This window comes from Ruegeria sp. E8 (assembly GCF_056533985.1).
In genome coordinates, this window is the sequence record NZ_JBQFOY010000002.1 from 154583 (window position 1) to 175401 (window position 20819).

At 58.6% G+C, this 20819-nt stretch carries 19 protein-coding genes; 6 read left to right on the forward strand and 13 right to left on the reverse strand.

The window, feature by feature from the left end; genetic code table 11:
* Positions 1-67 precede the first annotated feature (67 nt).
* Complete coding sequence (locus ACR0LF_RS04345) at positions 68-316, forward strand: hypothetical protein (RefSeq protein WP_480575493.1); 249 nt, start codon at positions 68-70, stop codon at positions 314-316.
* Between the two features lie 74 nt (positions 317-390).
* A complete protein-coding gene (locus ACR0LF_RS04350; protein WP_480575496.1) occupies positions 391-1587 on the forward strand; it encodes a UbiH/UbiF family hydroxylase in 1197 nt (398 codons plus the stop codon).
* A 12-nt stretch (positions 1588-1599) separates the two neighbouring features.
* On the opposite strand, the gene ACR0LF_RS04355 is transcribed toward ACR0LF_RS04350, so the two are convergent.
* Complete coding sequence (locus ACR0LF_RS04355; RefSeq protein ID WP_480575500.1) at positions 1600-2727, reverse strand: aminotransferase class V-fold PLP-dependent enzyme; 1128 nt, start codon at positions 2725-2727, stop codon at positions 1600-1602.
* Positions 2728-2958: 231 nt separating this feature from the next.
* Here ACR0LF_RS04355 and ACR0LF_RS04360 point away from each other — a divergent pair, with 231 nt between their 5' ends.
* The gene (locus tag ACR0LF_RS04360; protein ID WP_480575503.1) at positions 2959-3660 is read left to right on the forward strand and encodes a GntR family transcriptional regulator; all 702 of its coding nucleotides are present in this window, start codon (positions 2959-2961) and stop codon (positions 3658-3660) included.
* A gap of 6 nt (positions 3661-3666) precedes the next feature.
* Here ACR0LF_RS04360 and ACR0LF_RS04365 read toward each other — a convergent pair whose 3' ends face one another.
* Together ACR0LF_RS04365 and ACR0LF_RS04370 are read right to left on the reverse strand one after the other, a co-directional pair.
* On the reverse strand, positions 3667-4125 hold the full coding sequence (locus ACR0LF_RS04365; RefSeq protein ID WP_480575506.1) for an Lrp/AsnC family transcriptional regulator: 459 nt from the start codon (positions 4123-4125) through the stop codon (positions 3667-3669).
* Complete coding sequence (locus tag ACR0LF_RS04370) at positions 4122-4577, reverse strand: Lrp/AsnC family transcriptional regulator (RefSeq protein WP_480575509.1); 456 nt, start codon at positions 4575-4577, stop codon at positions 4122-4124. Before ACR0LF_RS04370 ends, ACR0LF_RS04365 begins: the two co-directional genes overlap by 4 nt.
* A gap of 131 nt (positions 4578-4708) precedes the next feature.
* Here ACR0LF_RS04370 and ilvC point away from each other — a divergent pair, with 131 nt between their 5' ends.
* Both ilvC and ACR0LF_RS04380 read left to right on the forward strand, forming a co-directional pair.
* Complete coding sequence (gene ilvC, locus ACR0LF_RS04375; RefSeq protein ID WP_480575512.1) at positions 4709-5731, forward strand: ketol-acid reductoisomerase; 1023 nt, start codon at positions 4709-4711, stop codon at positions 5729-5731.
* A 132-nt stretch (positions 5732-5863) separates the two neighbouring features.
* Complete coding sequence (locus tag ACR0LF_RS04380; protein WP_480575514.1) at positions 5864-6766, forward strand: DMT family transporter; 903 nt, start codon at positions 5864-5866, stop codon at positions 6764-6766.
* On the opposite strand, the gene glmM is transcribed toward ACR0LF_RS04380, so the two are convergent.
* From glmM to ACR0LF_RS04425, 9 genes are all read right to left on the reverse strand, one after another.
* Complete coding sequence (gene glmM / locus ACR0LF_RS04385; RefSeq protein WP_480575517.1) at positions 6763-8106, reverse strand: phosphoglucosamine mutase; 1344 nt, start codon at positions 8104-8106, stop codon at positions 6763-6765. The genes ACR0LF_RS04380 and glmM overlap by 4 nt on opposite strands.
* Before the next feature lie 33 nt (positions 8107-8139).
* The gene (gene folP / locus ACR0LF_RS04390) at positions 8140-9138 is read right to left on the reverse strand and encodes a dihydropteroate synthase (RefSeq protein ID WP_480575520.1); all 999 of its coding nucleotides are present in this window, start codon (positions 9136-9138) and stop codon (positions 8140-8142) included.
* Entirely contained in the window at positions 9135-10055 is a 921-nt protein-coding gene (locus ACR0LF_RS04395; RefSeq protein ID WP_480575523.1) for a dihydroneopterin aldolase, read from the reverse strand. The genes folP and ACR0LF_RS04395 overlap by 4 nt, the downstream gene beginning before the upstream one ends.
* Before the next feature lie 101 nt (positions 10056-10156).
* Positions 10157-11530, reverse strand: a complete 1374-nt coding sequence (locus ACR0LF_RS04400) for a multicopper oxidase family protein (RefSeq protein ID WP_480575526.1) — start codon at positions 11528-11530, stop codon at positions 10157-10159.
* Positions 11531-11604: 74 nt separating this feature from the next.
* Complete coding sequence (locus tag ACR0LF_RS04405) at positions 11605-12246, reverse strand: cell wall hydrolase (RefSeq protein WP_480575529.1); 642 nt, start codon at positions 12244-12246, stop codon at positions 11605-11607.
* A 187-nt stretch (positions 12247-12433) separates the two neighbouring features.
* Positions 12434-14974 carry a putative PEP-binding protein gene (locus tag ACR0LF_RS04410; RefSeq protein ID WP_480575532.1) on the reverse strand — a complete coding sequence of 847 codons (2541 nt, stop codon included), beginning with the start codon at positions 14972-14974 and terminating at the stop codon, positions 12434-12436.
* 89 nt (positions 14975-15063) lie between these two features.
* Positions 15064-17268, reverse strand: coding sequence for a glycine--tRNA ligase subunit beta (gene glyS / locus ACR0LF_RS04415; RefSeq protein WP_480575535.1), 2205 nt, complete (start codon positions 17266-17268; stop codon positions 15064-15066).
* Positions 17269-17277: 9 nt separating this feature from the next.
* Complete coding sequence (gene gltS, locus ACR0LF_RS04420) at positions 17278-18489, reverse strand: sodium/glutamate symporter (RefSeq protein WP_480575538.1); 1212 nt, start codon at positions 18487-18489, stop codon at positions 17278-17280.
* A gap of 11 nt (positions 18490-18500) precedes the next feature.
* Positions 18501-19022: a DUF6446 family protein gene (locus tag ACR0LF_RS04425; protein WP_480575541.1), complete on the reverse strand. Its 522-nt coding sequence runs from the start codon at positions 19020-19022 to the stop codon at positions 18501-18503.
* Between the two features lie 78 nt (positions 19023-19100).
* Between ACR0LF_RS04425 and ACR0LF_RS04430 the strand changes: the two genes are divergently transcribed.
* Positions 19101-19733 carry a MarC family protein gene (locus ACR0LF_RS04430; RefSeq protein ID WP_480575544.1) on the forward strand — a complete coding sequence of 211 codons (633 nt, stop codon included), beginning with the start codon at positions 19101-19103 and terminating at the stop codon, positions 19731-19733.
* Positions 19734-19741: 8 nt separating this feature from the next.
* On the opposite strand, the gene ACR0LF_RS04435 is transcribed toward ACR0LF_RS04430, so the two are convergent.
* Entirely contained in the window at positions 19742-20671 is a 930-nt protein-coding gene (locus tag ACR0LF_RS04435) for a glycine--tRNA ligase subunit alpha (RefSeq protein WP_480575547.1), read from the reverse strand.
* Positions 20672-20819 lie beyond the last annotated feature (148 nt).

Below are 20819 nucleotides of genomic sequence, written 5' to 3' on the forward strand. Positions count from 1 at the left end.
CATGCTCATTCTGCCCTCGCATCCGCGTCCTTATATGCGCCGCAGCGACGAACAGATGGAGACCTCAATGAGCGCGATCGAGATGCCCGGACGCTTGCCGATCTGGCAGCGCCTTTTCTTTGCAATTCCGGTTTTCGGCTGGCTGGCCCGCGACGCGGTCAATGGCAAGGCCGAAGACCTGTATTACACCGCCGGTGCGATTTTCAGCATGTGGGGCTGTTCCATCATGTTGTTCGGCCTTCCCGGCCTCTACATCCCTGCGCTGATGATGGTGCCGGTGATGTTCCTGATTCTCGTCCTGATCTCGCGGGGTTGAGATACGGGACAGGATGTCACTTGGCGCTTGGGGTGGAACCGAACTAGGTTCTGCCCAAAACGATGAGAGACGCCATGACTGACAGCTGCGACATCCTGATTTCCGGCGGTGGAATCGCCGGGCTGACCGCCGCCGCGGTTTTCGGAACAGCGGGCTTTGACGTGATCTGTGTCGATCCGACCCCGCCAATCACCGAGCGGGATGTGGACGGGTCCGATCTGCGCACCACCGCCTTTCTGCAGCCTGCGCATAGTCTGCTGGATCAATGCGGTCTTTGGGCACGTCTGGACACCCATGCAGCTCCGCTGCAGATCATGCGCATTGTCGATGCCGGAGGCGACGTACCCGAGCCGCGCGTTGTGCGCGATTTCAATGCAGCGGATCTTTCCGAACAACCGTTCGGCTGGAACCTGCCAAACTGGCTTCTGCGCCGTGAAATGGTGGCACGTCTGGCGGAACTGCCCAATGTCGATTTCCGTCCGGGGACTGGTACAACCAGCCTGTTCACCCGAACCGCCGAAGCCCGCGTTGGTCTGAGCGATGGCAGTCGTGTCCGGTGCAAACTGGTGCTTGCCGCCGATGGCCGCAATTCACCGATGCGCGAGGCCGCCGGTATCAATGTGCACACAACGCGGTACGGGCAAAAAGCACAGGCTTTCGCGGTTACACATCCAATTCCACATGAGAATGTCTCGACCGAGATTCACAGATCGGGGGGGCCGTTCACTTTGGTGCCTCTGCCCGATTGGAAAGGGCAGCCTTCATCAGCCATTGTCTGGATGGAGCGTGGGCCGAAGGCTGTGGATCTATTGAACCTTGAACCCAAAGCGTTTGAAGCTGCGATGACTGAACGTTCCTGTGGTCTTTTCGGGCCGCTGACGCTGGCCTCACGCAGAACCATCTGGCCGATCATCAGCCAATCGGCGGAACGGCTGGCTGGTGAACGGATCGCCCTGATGGCCGAGGCTGCGCATGTCGTGCCACCTATCGGCGCGCAAGGGTTGAACATGTCGCTGGGTGATCTGCGCTGCCTGTTGGAGCTTGCGCAGGCCCGGCCCGAAGGTCTGGGCGATGTGCAGATGCTCGACGCTTACCACAAGGCCCGCCACACCGAGGTTGAAATGCGCGTCAAAGGCATCGATCTGTTGAACCGCGCCTCGATGATCGAAGCACGTCCGCTGCGGGATGCACGAGCAATGGGGCTGAGCGCGCTCTATTCCCTGCCCCCCGTGCGTAAGACTTTGATGCAGATGGGCCTCGGCGTTCGCTAAGGCCCGGTCCGCTTACAGAACCTGATCCAGCACACGCTTCAAGCGCGCGATTGTGGCATCGACATCGTAAAGCTTGTCCAGCCCGAACAGACCCAACCGGAACGTGCTGAATCCTTCGGGCTCGTCACATTGCAGAGGAACGCCAGCGGCAATCTGCATCCCCAGGGCCGCAAATTTCTTGCCGTTCTGAACTTCGGGATCCGAGGTGTAGCTGACCACAACCCCGGGCGCGCCAAAACCGTCCGCGGCCACCGAAACGATGCCTTTTTCCTTCAGCATCGCCCGCACACCGTCGCCCAACGCCCATTGCGCCGCGCGCAACTTTTCGAACCCGTAGTCCCGGGTCTCGGCCATGGTGTCCCGGAAGGCCAGCAACGCATCGGTGGGCATGGTAGCATGATAGGCATGACCACCGTTCTCATAGGCCTGCATGATCTGACGCCATTTCTTCAGATCAATGGCGAAGCTGTCGGAAGTGGTTTCTTCCAGACGCGCCACACCGCGTTCTGACAACATGACCAGACCGGCACAGGGCGACGCGCTCCACCCCTTCTGCGGTGCAGAAATCAGGACATCGACGCCGGTGGCTTTCATATCGATCCAGGCGCATCCGGACGCAATACAATCCAGCACCATCAGGGCACCGACCTCATGCGCTGCGCTTGCCAATGCGGTCACATAATCATCGGGCAAAATGACACCGGCAGCCGTTTCGACATGAGGTGCAAAGACGACACCAGGTTTTTGTTCCCGTATCGCTGCGACAACCTCTTCGATCGGCGCAGGTGTGAAAGGCGACGGGCTGGTATTGCCGGTCTCTCGCGCTTTCATGACCGTGGTCGAGTTGGTCAGAGACCCGTTTTCAATGATCTGGCTCCAACGGTACGAGAACCAACCGTTGCGCACCACAAGCACGTCCGCACCACGCGCAAACTGCCGCGCGACCGCTTCCATGGCATAGGTGCCGCCACCGGGAATAACGGCGACCTCATCAGCCTTGTACACGTCTTTCAGCATGTCCGAGATGTCGCGCATCACCTGCTGAAATTTCTGAGACATGTGGTTCAGAGAGCGGTCGGTAAACACGACCGAAAACTCTTCCAGCCCGTTCGGGTCAACGGTATCTAACAAAGCAGGCATGACGCATCCTTTCCAAAGCGTTTTCGCAGTCATGCCCCCTTTGCCTATTTGGGTAAAGCCATTTTGCGACATAAAAGCGACCTAAGGTAAAGTAAGGTAAACAATAGGTTTTTCCCTGTTTTTTTCGACACAATACCAGAAATGACGCCAAGTAGTGTCACTTCCCCTTTACACTCCTACTTGCTTCTGAACAGATGCATACACGTTATACTTGAAGGGATGTATTCACCCGTGACGATACAAAAACGGATCAGCTTCCAGTCCGTTCGAGACGAAGTAAAACGACGCATTGAAAGCCGTGTCTGGCCACAAGGATCGCTTTTGCCGACAGAAACGCAGTTGGCTGAGGAATTCAATTGCGCCCGGGCCACCGTGAACCGCGCCCTCAGGGAACTGGCCGAGCAAGGTTTCGTCGAACGAAAACGCAAAAGCGGCACGCGGGTCAAGAAAGAACCCAGCAAACACGCAAAGCTCGAGTTCTCTCTGGCCCGACAGGTGGTCGAAAGCCAGAATGCCACCTATCGCTATGCTCTGGTGGAACGGAACGTGGAGGCCAGCCCCGGTTGGTTGTCGTCACAACTCAACATGGCATCGGATGCGCGCGTTCTGCACATCATCTGCATGCACTATGCAGATAACCGTCCGTTTCAGATGGAAGAACGCTGGATCAACATCGACGCGGTCCCGGATGTCGAAAGCGCTGACATGGTTGAACAGGGGCCGCACGAATGGCTGCTGAATGTGGCGCCGTTTACGGATGCCGAGATCGCGTTTTGCGCCATATCCGCAGATGCAAGACTAGCGGAGTTCATGGGCACCACGGCGGGCACGTCCATGATTCAGATGGAACGCACCACCTGGAAGGAAGATAAACCGCTGACTTTTGCTCGCATGACCCACCATCCGGGATACTGCGTCCGCACCAAGTATTAATGGGTTTCAACCAATAGGGCCGGGCAAACGTTCTTCGCTCAGCAGAACGTTAGCTTCTACGTCGCCCGCGCCCGGCAGAGTCATTATCCGCCGCCGCAACACCCGTTCGAAATCGGGCAAATCGCGCGCCACGACGCGCAAACGATAATCATACAACCCCAGCACATGCTCGACGGTCTGCACCTCGGGAATGGCGCTGACGGCGCGTTCGAAATCTTCAAGGCTGATCTGCCCCTTGCGCCCGAGTTTGATACCCAGAAAGACCGTCACACCAAAACCAAGCGCCTCTGCATTCAGGCGCAATCGCCTGCCCTTGATCACTCCTGCCTCTTCAAGTCGACGAATACGGCGCCAGGTGGCCGGTTGAGACAATCCGAACCTGCGCCCCAATGCGCCGGCACTTTGTGTCGCGTCCTGTTGCAACGCACGGAGAATGCGGCGGTCAATCTCGTCCAACTCAATCATACCGGCAACACCTCATCCCGCTTGACCCGCGCGATATGCATCAGCGCCTCAATATCGGCAATATGGGGCAAGGTCAGAATCCGATCGCGATAAAGCTGCTGATAGTGCCTCATGTCTCGTGCAATCACCGAAAGACGCACATCGACACGGCCCAAAAATGTCTGAATCTCGATCACTTCGGCCACCTCACGCGCAGCCTGCGTAAACTCGTCAAATGCCCGAGCCTGGGTCTTGTCGAGTGTGATCCGGAGCGAAACTTCGACCGCATATCCTATCGCGGCCCAGTCAATGACCGCCTCTTGCCCTTCGATAATCCCGGCGGACTGCATCTTTTCGATACGCCGCCAGCAAACGCCTGCGCTGATCCGGCAAAGATCAGCCAGTTCTGCGGTGGTCAGGCTTGGATTTGCCTGAAAGTGGCGCAGAATGCGTCGGTCAATATCATCAAGCATGATTTTTTCATGTTTTTGCGTTTTCGAGAATTATTCTTCACCTTTTCAGAAAATACTCAAGCCCAACCCTCTCGCCATTACGCGGGCAGACAGGTAAAACCGCCGCAATCTAACCAGAAAGGACCGGCGAAATGCGCGTCTATTACGATCGCGATTGCGACATCAACCTGATCAAAGACAAGAAAGTGGCTATCCTGGGCTATGGCTCGCAAGGCCACGCTCATGCGCTGAACCTGCGCGACTCGGGTGCCAAGAACCTCGTGATCGCCCTGCGCGAAGGTTCGCCTTCGGCCAAGAAAGCCGAAGCTGAAGGTCTGGAAGTCATGGGCATTGCCGAAGCGGCTGCCTGGTGCGACGTCATCATGTTCACCATGCCCGACGAACTGCAGGCCGAGACCTACAAGAAATACGTGCACGACAACATCAAGCCGGGCGCGGCCATTGCGTTTGCCCACGGCCTGAACGTCCATTTCGGCCTGATCGAACCGAAAGAAGGCGTCGACGTCATCATGATGGCCCCGAAAGGCCCCGGCCACACCGTGCGCGGCGAATACACCAAAGGCGGCGGCGTGCCTTGCCTGGTCGCGGTCCACAACGACGCAACCGGCAAAGCGCTGGAAATCGGCCTGTCCTACTGCTCGGCCATTGGTGGCGGACGCTCGGGCATCATCGAAACCAACTTCCGTGAAGAGTGTGAAACCGACCTGTTCGGTGAACAGGCTGTTCTGTGCGGTGGTCTGGTCGAACTGATCCGCTGCGGCTTTGAAACGCTGGTCGAAGCAGGCTATGCGCCCGAGATGGCGTACTTCGAGTGTCTGCACGAAGTGAAGCTGATCGTTGACCTGATCTACGAAGGCGGCATCGCCAACATGGATTACTCGATCTCGAACACTGCCGAGTATGGCCAGTACGTCACCGGCCCGCGCATCCTGAAATACGACGAGACCAAAGCCCGCATGAAAGAGGTTCTGAACGATATCCAGCAGGGTAAATTCGTTCGTGACTTCATGTTGGAAAATGCCGTAGGCCAACCGACCATCAAAGCGTCGCGCCGTGCCAATGACGAGCACATGATCGAAGAAACCGGAGCGAAACTGCGTGGCATGATGCCGTGGATTTCGGCCGGCAAAATGGTCGACAAAGAAAAGAACTAAGTTGGGCGGAAGCCTGTTTTCGGGCGGCCCATGTGGCCGCCCTTTTTCGTTTGCACAATGTTTCCGCAAGGCACATATACAGCCGACCAGATTTGTATTTTAGCTTAAACACACGTTCCGACAGGACAATCAATGCTTCAACAGCCGACAAAGCAGGACTGGAGCGGCGTCTTCACGCTGGGCCTGATCTGGGGCGCGACCTTTATGGTCGTTGCTATGGCACTTGAGGGCTATGGGCCAATCACAGTCGCCACCTCAAGAACCACGTTGGGGGCCGTAACACTTCTGCTCCTGATGTGGGTGACCGGGCGCAAAATGCCGGTTTTGACACCCGCCTTGGGCGTTTCGATTGTTCTGATCGGCCTGCTGTCGACTGCTGTGCCCTTCATGCTGCTCAGTTGGGGGCAGCAATTCGTACCATCCGCCTTTGCCGGTCTGTCCATGGCAGCAATTCCTTTGATGGTGCTACCGCTTGCGCATTTCTTTTCCGATGAGCCACTGAACTTGCGCCGCTTGCTGGGTGTTTGCCTTGGCTTTACAGGCGCATTGGTACTGATCGGCCCTGGTCTGGCGCAACTTGGTCAGGGGACTGAACCCCTGGCGCAAATGGCCTGCATCACTGCGGCGTTGTGCTACGCCTCGTCGTCTGTACTGACCCGCCGCTGCCCGCCCGTCGATCCACTGGCGCTTGCTGCGCTGACACTGCTGGTTGGGGCGGCCCTTTTGGTGCCGATCATGTTGCTGACCGAGGGGCTGCCCAAATGGCAGGCAACCCGCCCCACGGTCGCGCTGATTGTTCTGGGCCTGTTGCCGACAGCCTTTGCAACCCTGCTGCGCGTGTCGATCACCCGCAGTGCCGGGTCGGTTTTTTTGACACTTGTGAATTACCAGGTGCCGATCTGGTCAATGGTGTTCGGGGCATGGATCCTGTCCGAGGCCCTACCTCTGCGGTTTTACATCGCCCTTGCCCTGATCTTGACTGGCATGGCCATCAGCCAGTGGTTCAGCCTGCGCAAGGTTCTGTTCGGGCACTAGCCCGCGACGGCTTCGACCTCAGCCACGATGCTGTCCACAACCTGAGACAACAGCCCGTCGTCTTCGCACTCGGCCATGACACGGATCAGCGGCTCGGTCCCGGATTTGCGGATCAGCAACCGGCCCTGCCCGTTCAGCCGCGCCTCGGCATCGGCAATCGCGGCCTGAACGCTCTGAACCTCAAGCGGGGTCTGCCCGCTGGCATAGCGCACGTTTTTCAGCAGTTGCGGCACGGTTTCAAACTGTTTGGACAGATCAGATGCCTTACGCCCTGAAAGAACCATTTCCGCCAGAAAATGAAGTCCCGCCATCAGCCCGTCGCCGGTGGTGGCATAGTCGCTCATTACGATATGGCCAGACTGTTCCCCACCAAGGTTGAAACCACCTTCCCGCATCCGCTCGACCACATAGCGGTCACCCACTGCCGTCCGTTCCAGGCGCACGCCTTGAGCGGACAGGTGGCGCTCAAGCCCAAGATTGGACATCACGGTTGCCACAAGGGCATCGCCCTTTAGTTGGCCCGATTTCTTCCAGGCCGTCGTCAGCAGAGCCATTAGCTGATCGCCATCGGCAACCTGCCCTGTCTCATCCACAACAACCACCCGGTCCGCATCGCCATCCAGACAAATGCCAACGTCTGCGCCATGGGCAACGACTGTTTCAGCGGCCAGTTGCGGCTTTGTTGATCCACAGTGGAGGTTGATGTTCTTTCCGTTGGGCGCAATGCCCACAGGAATAACTTCGGCGCCCAACTCCCACAGAACCTCAGGCGCGGTTCGGTGCGCCGCGCCGTTCGCACAGTCGATCACCACTTTCAGACCATCCAAGCTCACATTGCGCGGTAAAGAAGACTTCACACGCTCGCCGTAGCGGAAACGCGCGTCATCGACCCGGCGTGCCCGGCCAATGTTTTGCGCCCGCGCAGGACGAACGCCTTCGTCGATCAGCCTTTCGATCTCGATCTCGACCTGATCGGACAGTTTATAGCCATCCGGCCCGAAGAACTTGATCCCATTATCTTCCGCTGGGTTGTGGCTGGCCGAGATCATGACGCCCAGATCAGCCCGCATGGAGCGTGTCATGAGACCAACTGCCGGAGTTGGAACCGGCCCCAGCAACAGCACATTCATGCCCGTTGACGTCAAACCGGCCGTCAGCGCATTTTCCAGCATATAGCCAGACAAGCGCGTATCCTTACCGATGACCACCCGGTGCACACCTGTCGCGTCGCGGCGGAAATATCGCCCGACCGCGGCCCCGATGCGCAGGGCCATTTCGGCTGTCATCGGATGCGTGTTGGCGGTGCCCCGCACCCCGTCGGTTCCGAACAGCTTGCGCATAGGTGTCACTCCGTGATTTGTCTTGTGACCGGATTACCGGACAGCAGCCCATAGGCGCAAGGCCTGAGAGGTCTCGGCCACGTCATGAACGCGGATGATCTGCACGCCCTGAGACAATCCTGCCAGAGCCACGGCAATTGATCCCGGCGCGCGCGCAGTCTTGCGCGGCTCTTGCCCGATGGAGCCAATGAATCCTTTGCGCGATACGCCCAGCAGGATCGGGCAACCCAACCCATGAAACAGGCTGAGATTGCGCAGCAAAGTCAGGTTGTGATCCTCGGTCTTGCCGAACCCGATCCCCGGATCCACGACAATCAAATCGCGGCTGAGGCCAAGGCCCTCCAGCAGCGCAATCTGACCATTGAGAAAGTCGTAGATATCCAGAAGAACGTTGTCGTATTGTGGATTGTCCTGCATCGTTGCCGGATCGCCCTGCATATGCATAACACAAACAGGAACGCCCTGTGCCGCGCAGAACGGTGCCAGCGCTGGATCAAACATAAAGCCCGAGACATCGTTCACCAGCCCCGCCCCCGCCTCACAGGCGGCCATGGCGACGCTGGCCTTGCGCGTATCAATGGAAATCAAGGCATCGGTTTCGGACCGGATCGCTTCGATTGTCGGACGAGTTCGTGTGATCTCTTCTTCATCTGGTACAAAATCCGCTCCGGGGCGGGTGGATTCCCCACCAATGTCCAGAATGGTAGCCCCACACGTCACCATTTCGGCAGCCGCCGCCCGAGCGGCCTCGACCGAGCTGTGAACTCCCCCATCCGAGAAACTGTCCGGCGTGGCGTTCAGAATGCCCATGATATGAGGCACCTGCATATCCAAACCAGCGACGGCCGCGCGCGGTTGAGTCAAACGGTCCAGATGGCTCGGTGGCACCTCCGAAACTTCCACGATTTCGGGCTCAGCCCCGCGCCGCAGGGCTTCGACATGGGTAAACCAAAGCGGTTGACCAGCCAGTGCAACGGCACCGGCAGGCCGCGTCGGTCCGTGTTGAACCAGCGGTCTGTAGTAAGTGCTCACAATTGGGCCTGATCCACAGTCACGGCGCGCAAGGGCGTTTTGGGTTCTTTCGGCAAAGCGCCGCCGATCACCATCATTTCGCTGGCTTCAAAGGTTGCCGCGAACCACGCGGCCAGGGCCACGGCATCCGACGGTGCGGCAGAGGGGCCATCTACGGCGTCCAAAACGATCTTGGATGGTGCCCAGACACAAATCTGCCCATTCTTCATCGCCCAATCCAGTTCGGTCCGTGTCGACACCACCACACAGCGGTGATCCCGGGCGGCCAGAACCCACGCGTTCTGCTCGATAGCCAACAGATCGATCCGGCGCTGCGTCATGGCGTGGCCAGTTTGTGGGGCGGCCATTTCCGACGCCCCCACGCACAGGATCAGCGGACGCTGACGGTTCTCCAACTGATCGATCCATCCGGTCAGGTTGTCCGAGGCAATTGCATCGTTAGACAGAAAGACGAGGCGGGGATGCGGGCGTTCTTCTTCAACCACGTCGTGATGGATAGAATCCTTCCCACGCACAATCTCGACGCCCAGAGCACCCGGGCCCCGATCCAGTTTTTCAATGCGAACAAATACCCTTACAGCCTGAGGCTCAAGTAGAATACGTTCAGCAACGCGTTCAGCCAGCGTCTCGAGCAGGTTCAGACGTTCTGCCGCCAACTCAAAGGCAATCGCTTCGGTCACGCGGTCATAGGACAGGATACGATCCACGTCGTCGTCGATATCTGCGGCCAGCGGGCGTACCTCAACCACGATATTGAAACAGATCCGCTGGGTTGTACCCCGCTCGGCCTGAAACGCTCCGATTTCGACTTCGACAATGTGGTCGCGCAGCGAAATGCGATCCAATGGTCCGCGCGGAGAGGTCGCCTCGGACCGTTCAGACGGGTGCGCAAATGCCAGGCGGATTTCAGAACTCATGGGTCAGGCCTTTTCGGGCTCGTTGCTTAGATTGCCTACTATAGGCGTCGCGAGGCCCTATAACACCTATACAAACGCCATTCCAACCGCCGATTGCGGCGTCAGCTGACCCGAAACCAGCTCATCATCCCCGAAGCGGCGTGCCCCAGCATATGGCAATGCAACAGCCAATTCCCCGGATTATCGGCAACCAGGGCGATCCGGCGGGTCTGCCCCCGGCCGATCAACACGGTATCACGCCAGGGGCCTAGGGACCCGTCGTCCAGAATCAGGCGGAAATGATGGCCATGCAAATGCATCGCGTGCGGAAAGGCGGTTTCATTCACGAACTCAATCCTGTGCAGGCTGCTGATTTCGACGTCCAGGAACGGGTCGTCCGGGCGTTCTGCGTGGCCGTTCAGTGCCCAGAACCGACCCAACTGTGCCAACTCACGGCCCGATAAAACGGTTTCGCCAAGTCGAGCGCTTTCCAGCCATCGCATCGCGCCGCCCTGCAGAACCATCTTATGCAGGGGCGCGTCCTGAGTTTTTGCAATCGAGGGTAAAGGATTAGGCGGCAATGCTGACACACCTTGTCTGTGCGCCTTCGCAGCGGCGTCGCCAATTTCAAACCGCGTCAAACCAAAGGACCCATCCCTTTCGACACTGACCAAGCTTGCCGTATCACTTTCTGCGACGACATCGACAATCAGGTCCGCGCGCTGCGCTGGTGCCAGCGGAAATGATCCGGACAGTTCCAGAGGCACCTCCAACGGCATCCCGTCCAAGGCAACGATCCACCCCGTCAGACCGTCGAGATCCAGATCATAGATCCGGGCGTTCGAGGCGTTGATCAATCGCAGTCGAAGGCGCTGATTTCGTTGCACTTGAAAGACGGGATCAAACGCCCCGTTGACTGTGACGATATTCCCAAGTCGACCTGCATGGCTCAGATCATGGCCGTTATCGAAGTCATCCGTTATCTGCGCGGTTTCCGGGTCCAGCCGCCAATCATCCAGCATCAGCACCAGATCCTGATCAACATCTGGCGCTGCGGCCTCTTCTACGATCAACGGCCCATATAGCCCACGTGCAACCTGTTCCATCGACCGGTTATGTGCATGGTACCAATAGGTGCCCGCGTCAGGTGCGACGAAATCGTAATCAAAAGTCTCTCCGGTTTCGACGGCGTTCTGCGTCAGACCGGGCACGCCATCCATGGCGTTGTCTATGCGGATACCGTGCCAATGGACCGAGGTCGGTTGCGGAAGTTCGTTCACCAGCTTGCGCTGAACGCGCGCGCCCTGCCCGACCCTCAGGGTCGTTCCTGGGACTGATCCGCCAAAGCTCCAAACCGTCGTATCAGGAAACCCGTCTGGCGCCACACGTTGCCGCGTCACACGCGCTTTGAGCGACGGGTAATCGGCCCGGGCCGCAAAGGGCAAGACCGAAGCGGCGGCGGCAGTTTTCAGAATGTGTCTTCGGGTGAATAGCATTACGGGCCTCCTGGGCCCGTAATATAGACTGCAACCTGCCGCGCGCCATCAAGCTTCCAGCGCGGGTGCGTCAATCAGTTGCTCGCCGTCCGATAGTTGTGGCGGTAGAAAATATGCACGCCGATCCGCGCGGTCTGCTTATAGACCCGAGACCATGACGGACGAACCGCAGTCGTGTGATAGTGCGTTGCACCCTCGGTCAGCTCTTTCGCATGGCCATCAATTGCCGCGCGGGCAACTTTCGACACACGCTCATAAGCTTTTTTTTCGTGGATGACCTCTTTGCGGCCATCGCATGTGTAGGTGAACTGGCACTGGTACTTCTTGCCGGTGCCCTGGCGGATCACACCACACAGAGAGCTTGGAAAGCGGCTGCTCTTGACCCGGTTCAGAATGACCTCGGCCACGGCGAACTGGCCGCGCACGCTTTCGCCGCGCGCTTCGAAGTACAACGCCTCGGAAAGGCATTTCCAGTTTTCGTCACCGGTTGCCTTGGGTTGCTGATCCAACCAGTCCTTGGAATAGGTCACTTCGACAGGTTTAGCCGCCTTACGTGGCTGGAACAGTTTGAAGTAGTCACGAAAGCTTTGCGCCGGCAATTCGTTGCGGGCGACAAGTTCTTGCTTTGCGGTATTGGTTGCTTCCCTCTCAGACAAGGACGCACTCGGCAGCACGGTTGCCGCCAAAGTGGCAACAGCCAGAATGTAACGTAGCATCAGATAACCTCGCACAGGCACTTCACGCGCCAAACCCTCCCCCGGCGGGCGCGACGAGGCATTTAGCGCAGTCTGGCGCAAAGGTCCAGTCTTTCGGAAAAAGCAAGTGGAAACTTGCCCGTAGCGAAGATAAATTTCGCATACGAGTGTCCAGATAACCCACTAATCCTTGGGTTTTTAGGCTCTGTCAACCCCCAAGTCTGGAGGAAATCGCCAGTTGAGCGGCAGCCAGCCGAGCGACCGGAACCCGGAACGGTGAACAGGACACATAGTCAAAACCCAGATCGCGGCAGATGGCGATTGATTCGGGGTTTCCGCCGTGTTCGCCACAAACAGAAAGGGTTACATCCGGTTGGGCGGCGCGGCCACGTTCGGCCCCAAGCTTCAACAACTCGCCCACGCCATCCGGGTCAAGGACATGAAACGGATCTTCGCCAAATACGCCCTGGTGCACATAGGCCGACATGAACCGCCCTGCGTCATCACGCGACAGCCCATAAGTCATCTGAGTCAGGTCATTGGTACCGAAACTCATGAACGCGGTTTGCGGCGCGATTTCTTCCGCCCGTAGACAGGCGCGTGGCGTTTCGACCATGACACCCAGACGATACTCGAATTCCTGCCCCTGCTCGGACGCGACCGCAGCGGCCACCGAGTCGATGCGGGATTTGACCAGCTCGACCTCGCGCTTGGCAGACACCAGCGGAATCATCACTTCGGGCACAACCGGTGCGCCGTTTTCACGGGCCTCAAGTGTGGCTTCAAAGATCGCACGGGCCTGCATGTCATAGATCTCGGGCACTGTCACACCCAGACGCACGCCGCGCAGGCCAAGCATCGGGTTATACTCGGTCATCGCTTCGACACGGCGCTCAACATCAGACACCGGCAGGTCGAGCGCTTCGGCCAGCTCACGTTGACCACTGCGTGTGGTCGGCAGGAATTCATGCAACGGAGGGTCGAACAGGCGGATGCACACCGGCTTACCTTCCATGATCCGGAACAGCTGGACAAAGTCATCGCGCTGCATCGGAAGCAGACGCTCCAGCACAGCGGCCCTGCCTGAAGAAGTCTGCGCAAAGATCATTTCGCGCATCACGATCAAACGGCCGGGATCAAAGAACATATGTTCGGTCCGGCACAGGCCAATGCCCTGAGCCTGAAAGTTCCGCGCCGTCTGCGCGTCCGCTGGCGTGTCGGCATTGGCGCGGATGTCAATGTCACGCTCGGCATCCGCCCAGGCCATCAGCGTCTGAAAGCAATCGTCCAGCGCGGCCTCGAGCATGGCGGGTTGACCTGCCAGAACCTGACCCGAGCTGCCGTCAATGGTCAGAACATCTCCGGTTTTGAAAACACGCCCGTCCGGTGCCGTCAGCATCTTCTTCTTTGTTTGAAACCGAATGTCCGATGCGCCAACGATGCAGGGCAAGCCAAGCCCGCGCCCGATCACGGCTGCATGGCTGGTCATTCCACCCTTTTCGGTCAGTACTGCGACAGCCGCGTGCATCCCGCGCACGTCTTCGGGCGAGGTTTCGCGGCGCACAAGAATACAGGCTTCTCCGCGTGCCGCACTGGCCTGCGCCTCAGCCGAAGTGAAAACGATCTTGCCGGTCGATGCACCCGGGCTGGCGCCAATGGCAGTCGTCAAAACATCGCGCCGCGCGTCCGGATGGACCTGCCTGTGCAACAGCTCGTTCAACGCATGTGGGTCGACCCGCATTACCGCTTCTTGCTGGGGTATGATCCCGTCTTCGGCCAGACGAACGGCGATCCGCATAGCGGCTCGCGCGGTACGCTGAACCCGGACGCCATCGAGGATATGCACGTTGCCGTTTTGAATGACGAATTCGACCTGCATCTCTTCGCGCAATTTTTCACGCATGACTGCAGCCTGAGATTTGACCTCAGCAAAGGCATCGGGCGCGACTTCTTCAAGCGAGGGGCCGCGCGGGTCTTTTTCCAGAAACAGCGCCGCCACATTTTCACCAAGCGCGTCCCGGCCCTGGCTCTGGCTCAGGTACCGGCCTGTGATCTGCGGCATTCCGGTTGTGGAATCAACCAGTTGCAACACACCTGATCCGCATTCCCCTTGGCCGACGCCCGGAATCATTTCCTGAATGACAAGCCCAAGGCCCGCGTCCGCCGGGGCACCCTTGGCCTGACGCAACAGGCGCGCGGATGTCCCGTCCCAGGCACGGGCCATCGAGCGTAAAACGCCGATCAGTTGCTCGCCCCTGTCCTGAGGAAAGGCTTCATCCGTTTCATCTTCATAGGCGCGCAGGGAATGGCGCAATCCTTCGCTGCCATCCAAATCAATGTCGTCGAATACATCCGCGTCCAGTCGCGCCACGTGGACCGCATAGCTTTGAACGAACCTCAGATAAAGCGCCGCAGCCGCTTCTGCCCCCATGTCATCCGACAGATCCACATAACGCGCATCATTCATACCGATGTTCAGAACCGCGCCGGGACCACCCCAGTCGGGATCTTCGGAACTGGGCCGAACGCAAAGCAACGACGACGGATCGAACTGCTCAAGGATCGCGGCCAGATCGGGAACTTCGCCTTCCGCAATCTGATGGACCGCATCAAAGGACAGCGCAACGGTCCGGGGAACCGGCAGGTCAAGTCGAACCAGCCTTTGCAGGCATTTGGCCCGCCCGCCATGGGTTTGCGGCGTGACAGGCGCGTCGGCGGTAATGAGTGTGGTATGCGGATTATTCTGCACTGCAGCACCTTTTGATTTGCGTGCAGCATAAGCGCTTGCGCCTTTCGCGCAAGGGCGTTCTGGGCGCGCATCGCAGCGCGCCCGGGGTTTTAACCTTCAATCCGGGTCAGATCGGCGACGCTGGAACAGACCTGCCGAATCTGGCTGAGCAAGTTCAGACGGTTGCGGCGCAGGATGTCGTTGTCGGTGTTGACCTGCACATCCTCAAAGAATGCATCCACCGGACCGCGCAGCGCAGCCATCGCAGCCATCGCCGTCGGGAAATCCTCGGACTTCAACGCAGGATCGATCTGGCCCTGCGCCGTTTCCAAAGCTGCGAACAGTGCTTTTTCGCTGTCCGTCTCGGCGAATTTCACATCCGCACCATAGGAGTATTCAACCCCGTCCTTTTCTTCGGCCTGCGTGAGGATGTTATTGGCGCGTTTGAAGCCCTGCACGAGGTTCTCACCATCCTCGGTCGCGATGACTTCGTTCAGAGCACGTGCGCGTTTGACCAGCAGGTTGAGGTCGTCATTCCCCTCCATCGCGATACACGCATCGATGATGTCGTGGCGGATGCCCTCGTCACGGAGGAAGACCTTGAGGCGGTCGTGGAAGAACGACAACAGGTCGGAGGGTGCAGACGAAACGATTGCATTTGCCGCTTCGACCTGGTGGGCCAGATCGTGGACCCGTTTTGCGGCAGCCTCGGCTGCATCTCCGGTTGCCTTTGTCTGCTCTGCCTTGGCCTCCAATACGGCGGCCTGCCATTCGGAAAGTTTCAGCAAGGAACCCAGCGCAGTTGCAAAGGTCTGGTTCAAAGGCAAGCGAAGATCGTTGGTCAGGATCAACCGGATCACACCAAGCGCCGCGCGGCGCAGCGCATACGGGTCCTTCGACCCGGTTGGTTTTTCGTCAATTGCCCAGAACCCGGTGAGCGTATCCAGCTTGTCGGCCAGCGCCACGGCGACTGAAACCGGAGCAGTTGGCACATCATCGGATGGGCCGAGCGGCGAATAATGCTGTTCACTAGCCTGTCCGACCTCAGCAGGCAGATCAGCCGCGTCAGCATAGTAACGACCCATAAGCCCCTGAAGCTCGGGGAATTCATAAACCATCTCCGACGACAGATCCGCCTTACAACCCTGCGCGGCTAGCATTGCCAAAGCGGGATCGGCAGAAACCGCAGGGGCCAGTTCATGCGCCAGCGCGGCAATGCGATTTACCCGTTCCCCTTGCGAACCCAGCTGCGCATGGAAGGTAACCACATCCAGCTTGCTGACCCACGGATCAAATCCATCGGATTTGGCAACGCGCAGGTCGTTCTCCCAGAAGAATTTCGCATCTGCCAGACGCGCCGACAGCACCTTCTGGTTGCCCGCCAGAATGGTCGCGCCATTATCGGCGGTTTCGCGGTTGGCGACGGTGATGAATCGCTCGATCCGGCCCGTTTTGGGATTGCGGACCGAGAAGAACTTCTGATGCTCTTTCATCGAGGTCTGCAGCACCTCGGGCGGTAGGTCGAGGAATTCATCGTCGATCTGTCCCATCAGCACTACGGGCCATTCGACCAGACCGGCGACCTCGGCCAGCAGCCCCTTATCCTCGACCACTTCCAAACCGGCAGCAAAAGCCATGTTTTGAGCGTCATTCCAGATATGCTCGGCACGTTCTTCGGGCGACAACACCACGAAGGCGCGCTTCAGCTTGGCAGCGTAATCCTCGAAAGAGGTGACCGAAAACCGGTTGGGGGCCATGAAACGGTGGCCGGCAGTGATATCCCCGGAAGTGATGCCTTCGACCTCCATCGGCACGACTTGCGCCCCAGTTTCATCCGTCAGGATGCAGAGAATGGAATGCAACGGGCGCACCCACCGCAGGCTGCCACTGCCCCAGCGCATCGACTTGGGCCAGGGGAAATTACGGATGGTGGCGTCCAACACTTCGGCGATGATTTCAGCCGCCGGGCGACCTGCCTTTTCAATGGTGGCAAAATAGACGGCACCTTTGGGTGTCTCACGCTCTTCCAATTGATCGCGGGTCAGACCTGCGCCGCGCAGGAACCCTTCGATTGCCTTGTCGGGCGCGCCTACCTTGGGTCCCTTGCGTTCCTCCCGAATGGTAGGGCTTTCTGCCAACAGACCTTCCACCGCCAGCGTCAGGCGGCGCGGCGTAGTCAGCGCGGCGGCACTTGCATAGGTCAAACCGGCCTCGACCAGACCATCGGTAATCCGCTTTTTCAGATCCTCACCAGCACGGGCTTGCATCCGTGCGGGGATCTCTTCGGAAAACAGTTCGATCAGCAGGTCGGGCATTGTCGGTCCTTAGAAATTGACGATCGTCTGGATGACGATGGCATTGGCGATATCCACAAAGAAGGCGGATACAAGGGGCAGCACGATAAAGGCAATAGGTGACGGACCATATCGCTTGGTCACGGCCGTCATATTTGCGATCGCGGTGGGTGTCGCACCCAATGCAAAGCCACCAAACCCGGCCGCCAGCACAGCGGCGCGGTAATTGGAGCCCATGACCGGGAACAGCACCCAAAGGACGAAAAGCACAGCAAAAAGCGTCTGCGCCGTCATGATCACGACTATCGCAAGGCCCAGTTCTGCAATGGTCCAGAGTTGCAGGCTCATGAGAGACATCGCCAGAAAGGCACCCAGCGCGAATTCCGAGATCAGAGCCAGCGATGGCGTACGCGATACTTTTGGCGCGTTGGGAAACAATGCGTCGCGCAGATTGGCGATCACAATGCCCATGATCAGACACGGCACGAACAGCGGCAGCTTCAACCCGGCAGCCGTTATCACCTCGCCCAGAGCATATCCTGAGATGATAGCCAGATTCAGATAGAGCAACACGCGCATAACGGTCAGGTGGTCGATCCGGGTGACGTGCCCTTCATAGTCCTCAGGTAGCCCAATGCTATGCTCTTCATCAGGGCGGTCCGGTGTCAGACCGCGCCCCTCCACCAGAACACGCGCGATTGGACCACCGACCAAAGCAGCAAGGACCAAGCCCAGAGTGGCAACGGCCACCCCAAGCTCGGTTGCGCCGTCAAGACCCGTAACCTCGGCCACGTCCGGAGCCCATGCAATGGCTGTCCCGTGCCCACCGATCAGCGCGGCGGAACCAAACAAAACGCCAGCCTGCGCAGGATAGCCGAACATCGCAGCCCCTGCGGCACCGATCACATTCTGGAACACAATCGTTGCCAGGGTCAGAATCAAAAGCAAAAGCAACGGCTTGCCGCCCGCAATGAGATCAGACAGACGCGCGTTCAGGCCAATGCCGGCAAAGAACAGAACCAGCAGGAAATCCCGGGCCGTCAGGCCAAAGGACAGTTCAATGCCGAACACCAGATACAGCAGCAGAACAATCAATGAGGCCAGCAAGCCGCCCGTTACGGGCTCGGGGATATTGAAGTTGCGCAGGGTCGCGACGCGGGCGTTGATCTCGGCCCCGATCAGATAGACCGCAAACCCCAACGTGGCCGTCAGGAAATCGGGGATTTCAATGACATGGCCCACGTGATGCTCCTTTAGTTTTCCGGCCGCGGTGGGCATTCTTCACCCACAACCGTTCCGTCATAGGCTTTTTCACCGCAATTGTTCAACGCGTGCCAGATGTAGCCCTTGCCATCCGCAGAAATCGCCACGATTCGGTCGACACCGTAGTGAATATTCTTCGTCCCCATGAACGCCCGCGCCTGCCCGGATTTGAGCGCATCTGCCAGCGCTACTGCATCGTAACAGTCAAACCAGCCCGGCGCTGTCAAAGGCTCGGGGTTCTCGACCGGAACAAACCCGCCCATCTGATCCGGTGTCAGTTCGGTTTCGAAACAGGCGCGGTACCGGATCGGAGAACTGTCTGCGTCAATCGCCTGGAAAACCGAATAGGCGATGGGCGTTGGCCCTTCGACCCCATCAACCACAAGGGTGACATCCTGACCCGGTTGCGGTTCAACCTCATAGTAAAAGCCGTAGACCTGCAAATAATACATGCCTGCGCCAGCCAGTGCGGCCGACAGCAACAGAATGATAGCAAGCAGTTTTCCCGTCATCTTTCAGGTCGCCCCTTTCAAGTTCTTGTAAAATAGGACAGGTTTCATCCACGTACAGGCAGAAACGAGGTCAGCAGAATGGAAACCACTCTCGCCGTCGGTTTTTTTGGTGCATTGTTTGCGATCATGAACCCGGTCACCAACCTGCCGGTGTTTCTGAGCGTTACTCAGGACCTGCCTGCCGCCGAACAGCGCAAGGTTGCGGTAAAGACGGTGACATACTGCCTGATCCTTGGGGCTGCCTTTGCCTTCGTCGGAAGTCAAGCGCTTGGTCTTTTTGGCATCAGTGTCAATCACCTGCGTGTCGCAGGTGGCCTGGTTGTCATGATGATCGGCCTCAACATGCTGAACGGGCACGAAAGCACGTCTCATCACGGAACGAAGGGGGAAAAGGAAGCGTACCCCGAGCCCGATACGGTGGCCTTTTACCCGCTGGCCTTTCCCATTCTGGTTGGCCCCGGCACGATCACCACGTTGATCCTCTATGCGCACAGGGTGAAGACGCCAGTCGAAGCCTTTGTTTATGCGGGAGTATTTCTTTCGGTGGTCGGGCTTCTTCTGATCACGTTCTGGAACGCCGCCTGGCTGGCTGAACGCCTGTCCAACACCGCGCGTGTGATCATGAGCCGTTTCATGGGAATGATTCTGACGGCCATCGCCGTCAGCATGATTGCCGACGGCCTGAAAGCGCTGTTGCCCGGGCTGGCCTGAGTGCCGCATCAGGCTGTATGCCCGGCGGCCTCGGTCAGCACGAACGCATCCGCACATTGCTTGGCCAGCGCGCGCACACGCCCGATATAGGCTTGCCGCTCGGTGACCGAAATGACGCCCCGCGCATCCAGCAGGTTAAAGATATGTGATGCCTTGATGCATTGATCATAGGCCGGGTGCGCCATGATGATGCGCTTGCCGGTCTTGGGATCGTCGTGGTCCTGCGCGAGAATTGCGGCGCACTCTGCCTCGGCCTCTTCGAAATGGCGCAGCAGAACCTCGGTGTTGGCCACGTCAAAATTCCAGCGGGCGTATTCTTCTTCGGTCTGCTTGAAAATGTCACCGTATTTCAACGGGCTGGGCGATTGCGGATCGTTGAACGGCATATCCATCACGTGGTCGATACCCAGAACATACATCGCCAGACGCTCAAGCCCATAGGTCAGCTCGCCCGAAACCGGCGCGCAGTCGTGGCCGCCAACCTGCTGGAAATAGGTGAACTGGCTGACTTCCATGCCATCGCACCAGACCTCCCAGCCCAAACCCCAGGCACCCAGAGTGGGGCTTTCCCAGTCATCCTCGACAAAACGGATGTCATGCAGGTCCATGTCGATGCCGATCGCCTCGAGGCTACCCAGATACAGCTCTTGCAGGTCCGGCGGGCTGGGTTTGATCAGCACCTGATACTGATAGTAATGCTGCAACCGGTTCGGGTTTTCACCATAGCGCCCGTCCGTCGGGCGGCGCGAGGGCTGAACGTAGGCCGCGGCCCAAGCCTTTGACCCCAACGCGCGCAGAGTGGTCGCGGGATGGAACGTCCCTGCCCCAACCTCCATGTCATAGGGTTGCAGAATCGCGCAGCCCTTCGAGGCCCAATAGGTCTGAAGCCGCAGGATAATCTCCTGAAATGAACGCGGTGCGCTGGTCGGTTCGGTCATGACATTCCCTCTGGGCACCCGTGCGCCCGGTTCCGGTCGGTTTTGCCCTTCCTATGCAAGGGGCCAAGGGGCGTCAACGGGGCTTTGACCTGCCTCTGTATCTGCAGGGCCACACCGTAAATTCCCCGCATTCATGGCATGGCGTTCG

Coding starts and splice junctions, on each gene's coding strand:
- ACR0LF_RS04345 (WP_480575493.1), top strand. CDS start 68: ATGAGCGCGATCGAGATGCCCGGACGCTTGCCGATCTGGCAGCGCCTT.
- ACR0LF_RS04350 (WP_480575496.1), top strand. CDS start 391: ATGACTGACAGCTGCGACATCCTGATTTCCGGCGGTGGAATCGCCGGG.
- ACR0LF_RS04355 (WP_480575500.1), bottom strand. CDS start 2,727: ATGCCTGCTTTGTTAGATACCGTTGACCCGAACGGGCTGGAAGAGTTT.
- ACR0LF_RS04365 (WP_480575506.1), bottom strand. CDS start 4,125: ATGATTGAGTTGGACGAGATTGACCGCCGCATTCTCCGTGCGTTGCAA.
- ACR0LF_RS04370 (WP_480575509.1), bottom strand. CDS start 4,577: ATGCTTGATGATATTGACCGACGCATTCTGCGCCACTTTCAGGCAAAT.
- ilvC (WP_480575512.1), top strand. CDS start 4,709: ATGCGCGTCTATTACGATCGCGATTGCGACATCAACCTGATCAAAGAC.
- ACR0LF_RS04380 (WP_480575514.1), top strand. CDS start 5,864: ATGCTTCAACAGCCGACAAAGCAGGACTGGAGCGGCGTCTTCACGCTG.
- glmM (WP_480575517.1), bottom strand. CDS start 8,106: ATGCGCAAGCTGTTCGGAACCGACGGGGTGCGGGGCACCGCCAACACG.
- ACR0LF_RS04395 (WP_480575523.1), bottom strand. CDS start 10,055: ATGAGTTCTGAAATCCGCCTGGCATTTGCGCACCCGTCTGAACGGTCC.
- ACR0LF_RS04400 (WP_480575526.1), bottom strand. CDS start 11,530: ATGCTATTCACCCGAAGACACATTCTGAAAACTGCCGCCGCCGCTTCG.
- ACR0LF_RS04405 (WP_480575529.1), bottom strand. CDS start 12,246: ATGCTACGTTACATTCTGGCTGTTGCCACTTTGGCGGCAACCGTGCTG.
- glyS (WP_480575535.1), bottom strand. CDS start 17,268: ATGCCCGACCTGCTGATCGAACTGTTTTCCGAAGAGATCCCCGCACGG.
- ACR0LF_RS04425 (WP_480575541.1), bottom strand. CDS start 19,022: ATGACGGGAAAACTGCTTGCTATCATTCTGTTGCTGTCGGCCGCACTG.
- ACR0LF_RS04430 (WP_480575544.1), top strand. CDS start 19,101: ATGGAAACCACTCTCGCCGTCGGTTTTTTTGGTGCATTGTTTGCGATC.
- ACR0LF_RS04435 (WP_480575547.1), bottom strand. CDS start 20,671: ATGACCGAACCGACCAGCGCACCGCGTTCATTTCAGGAGATTATCCTG.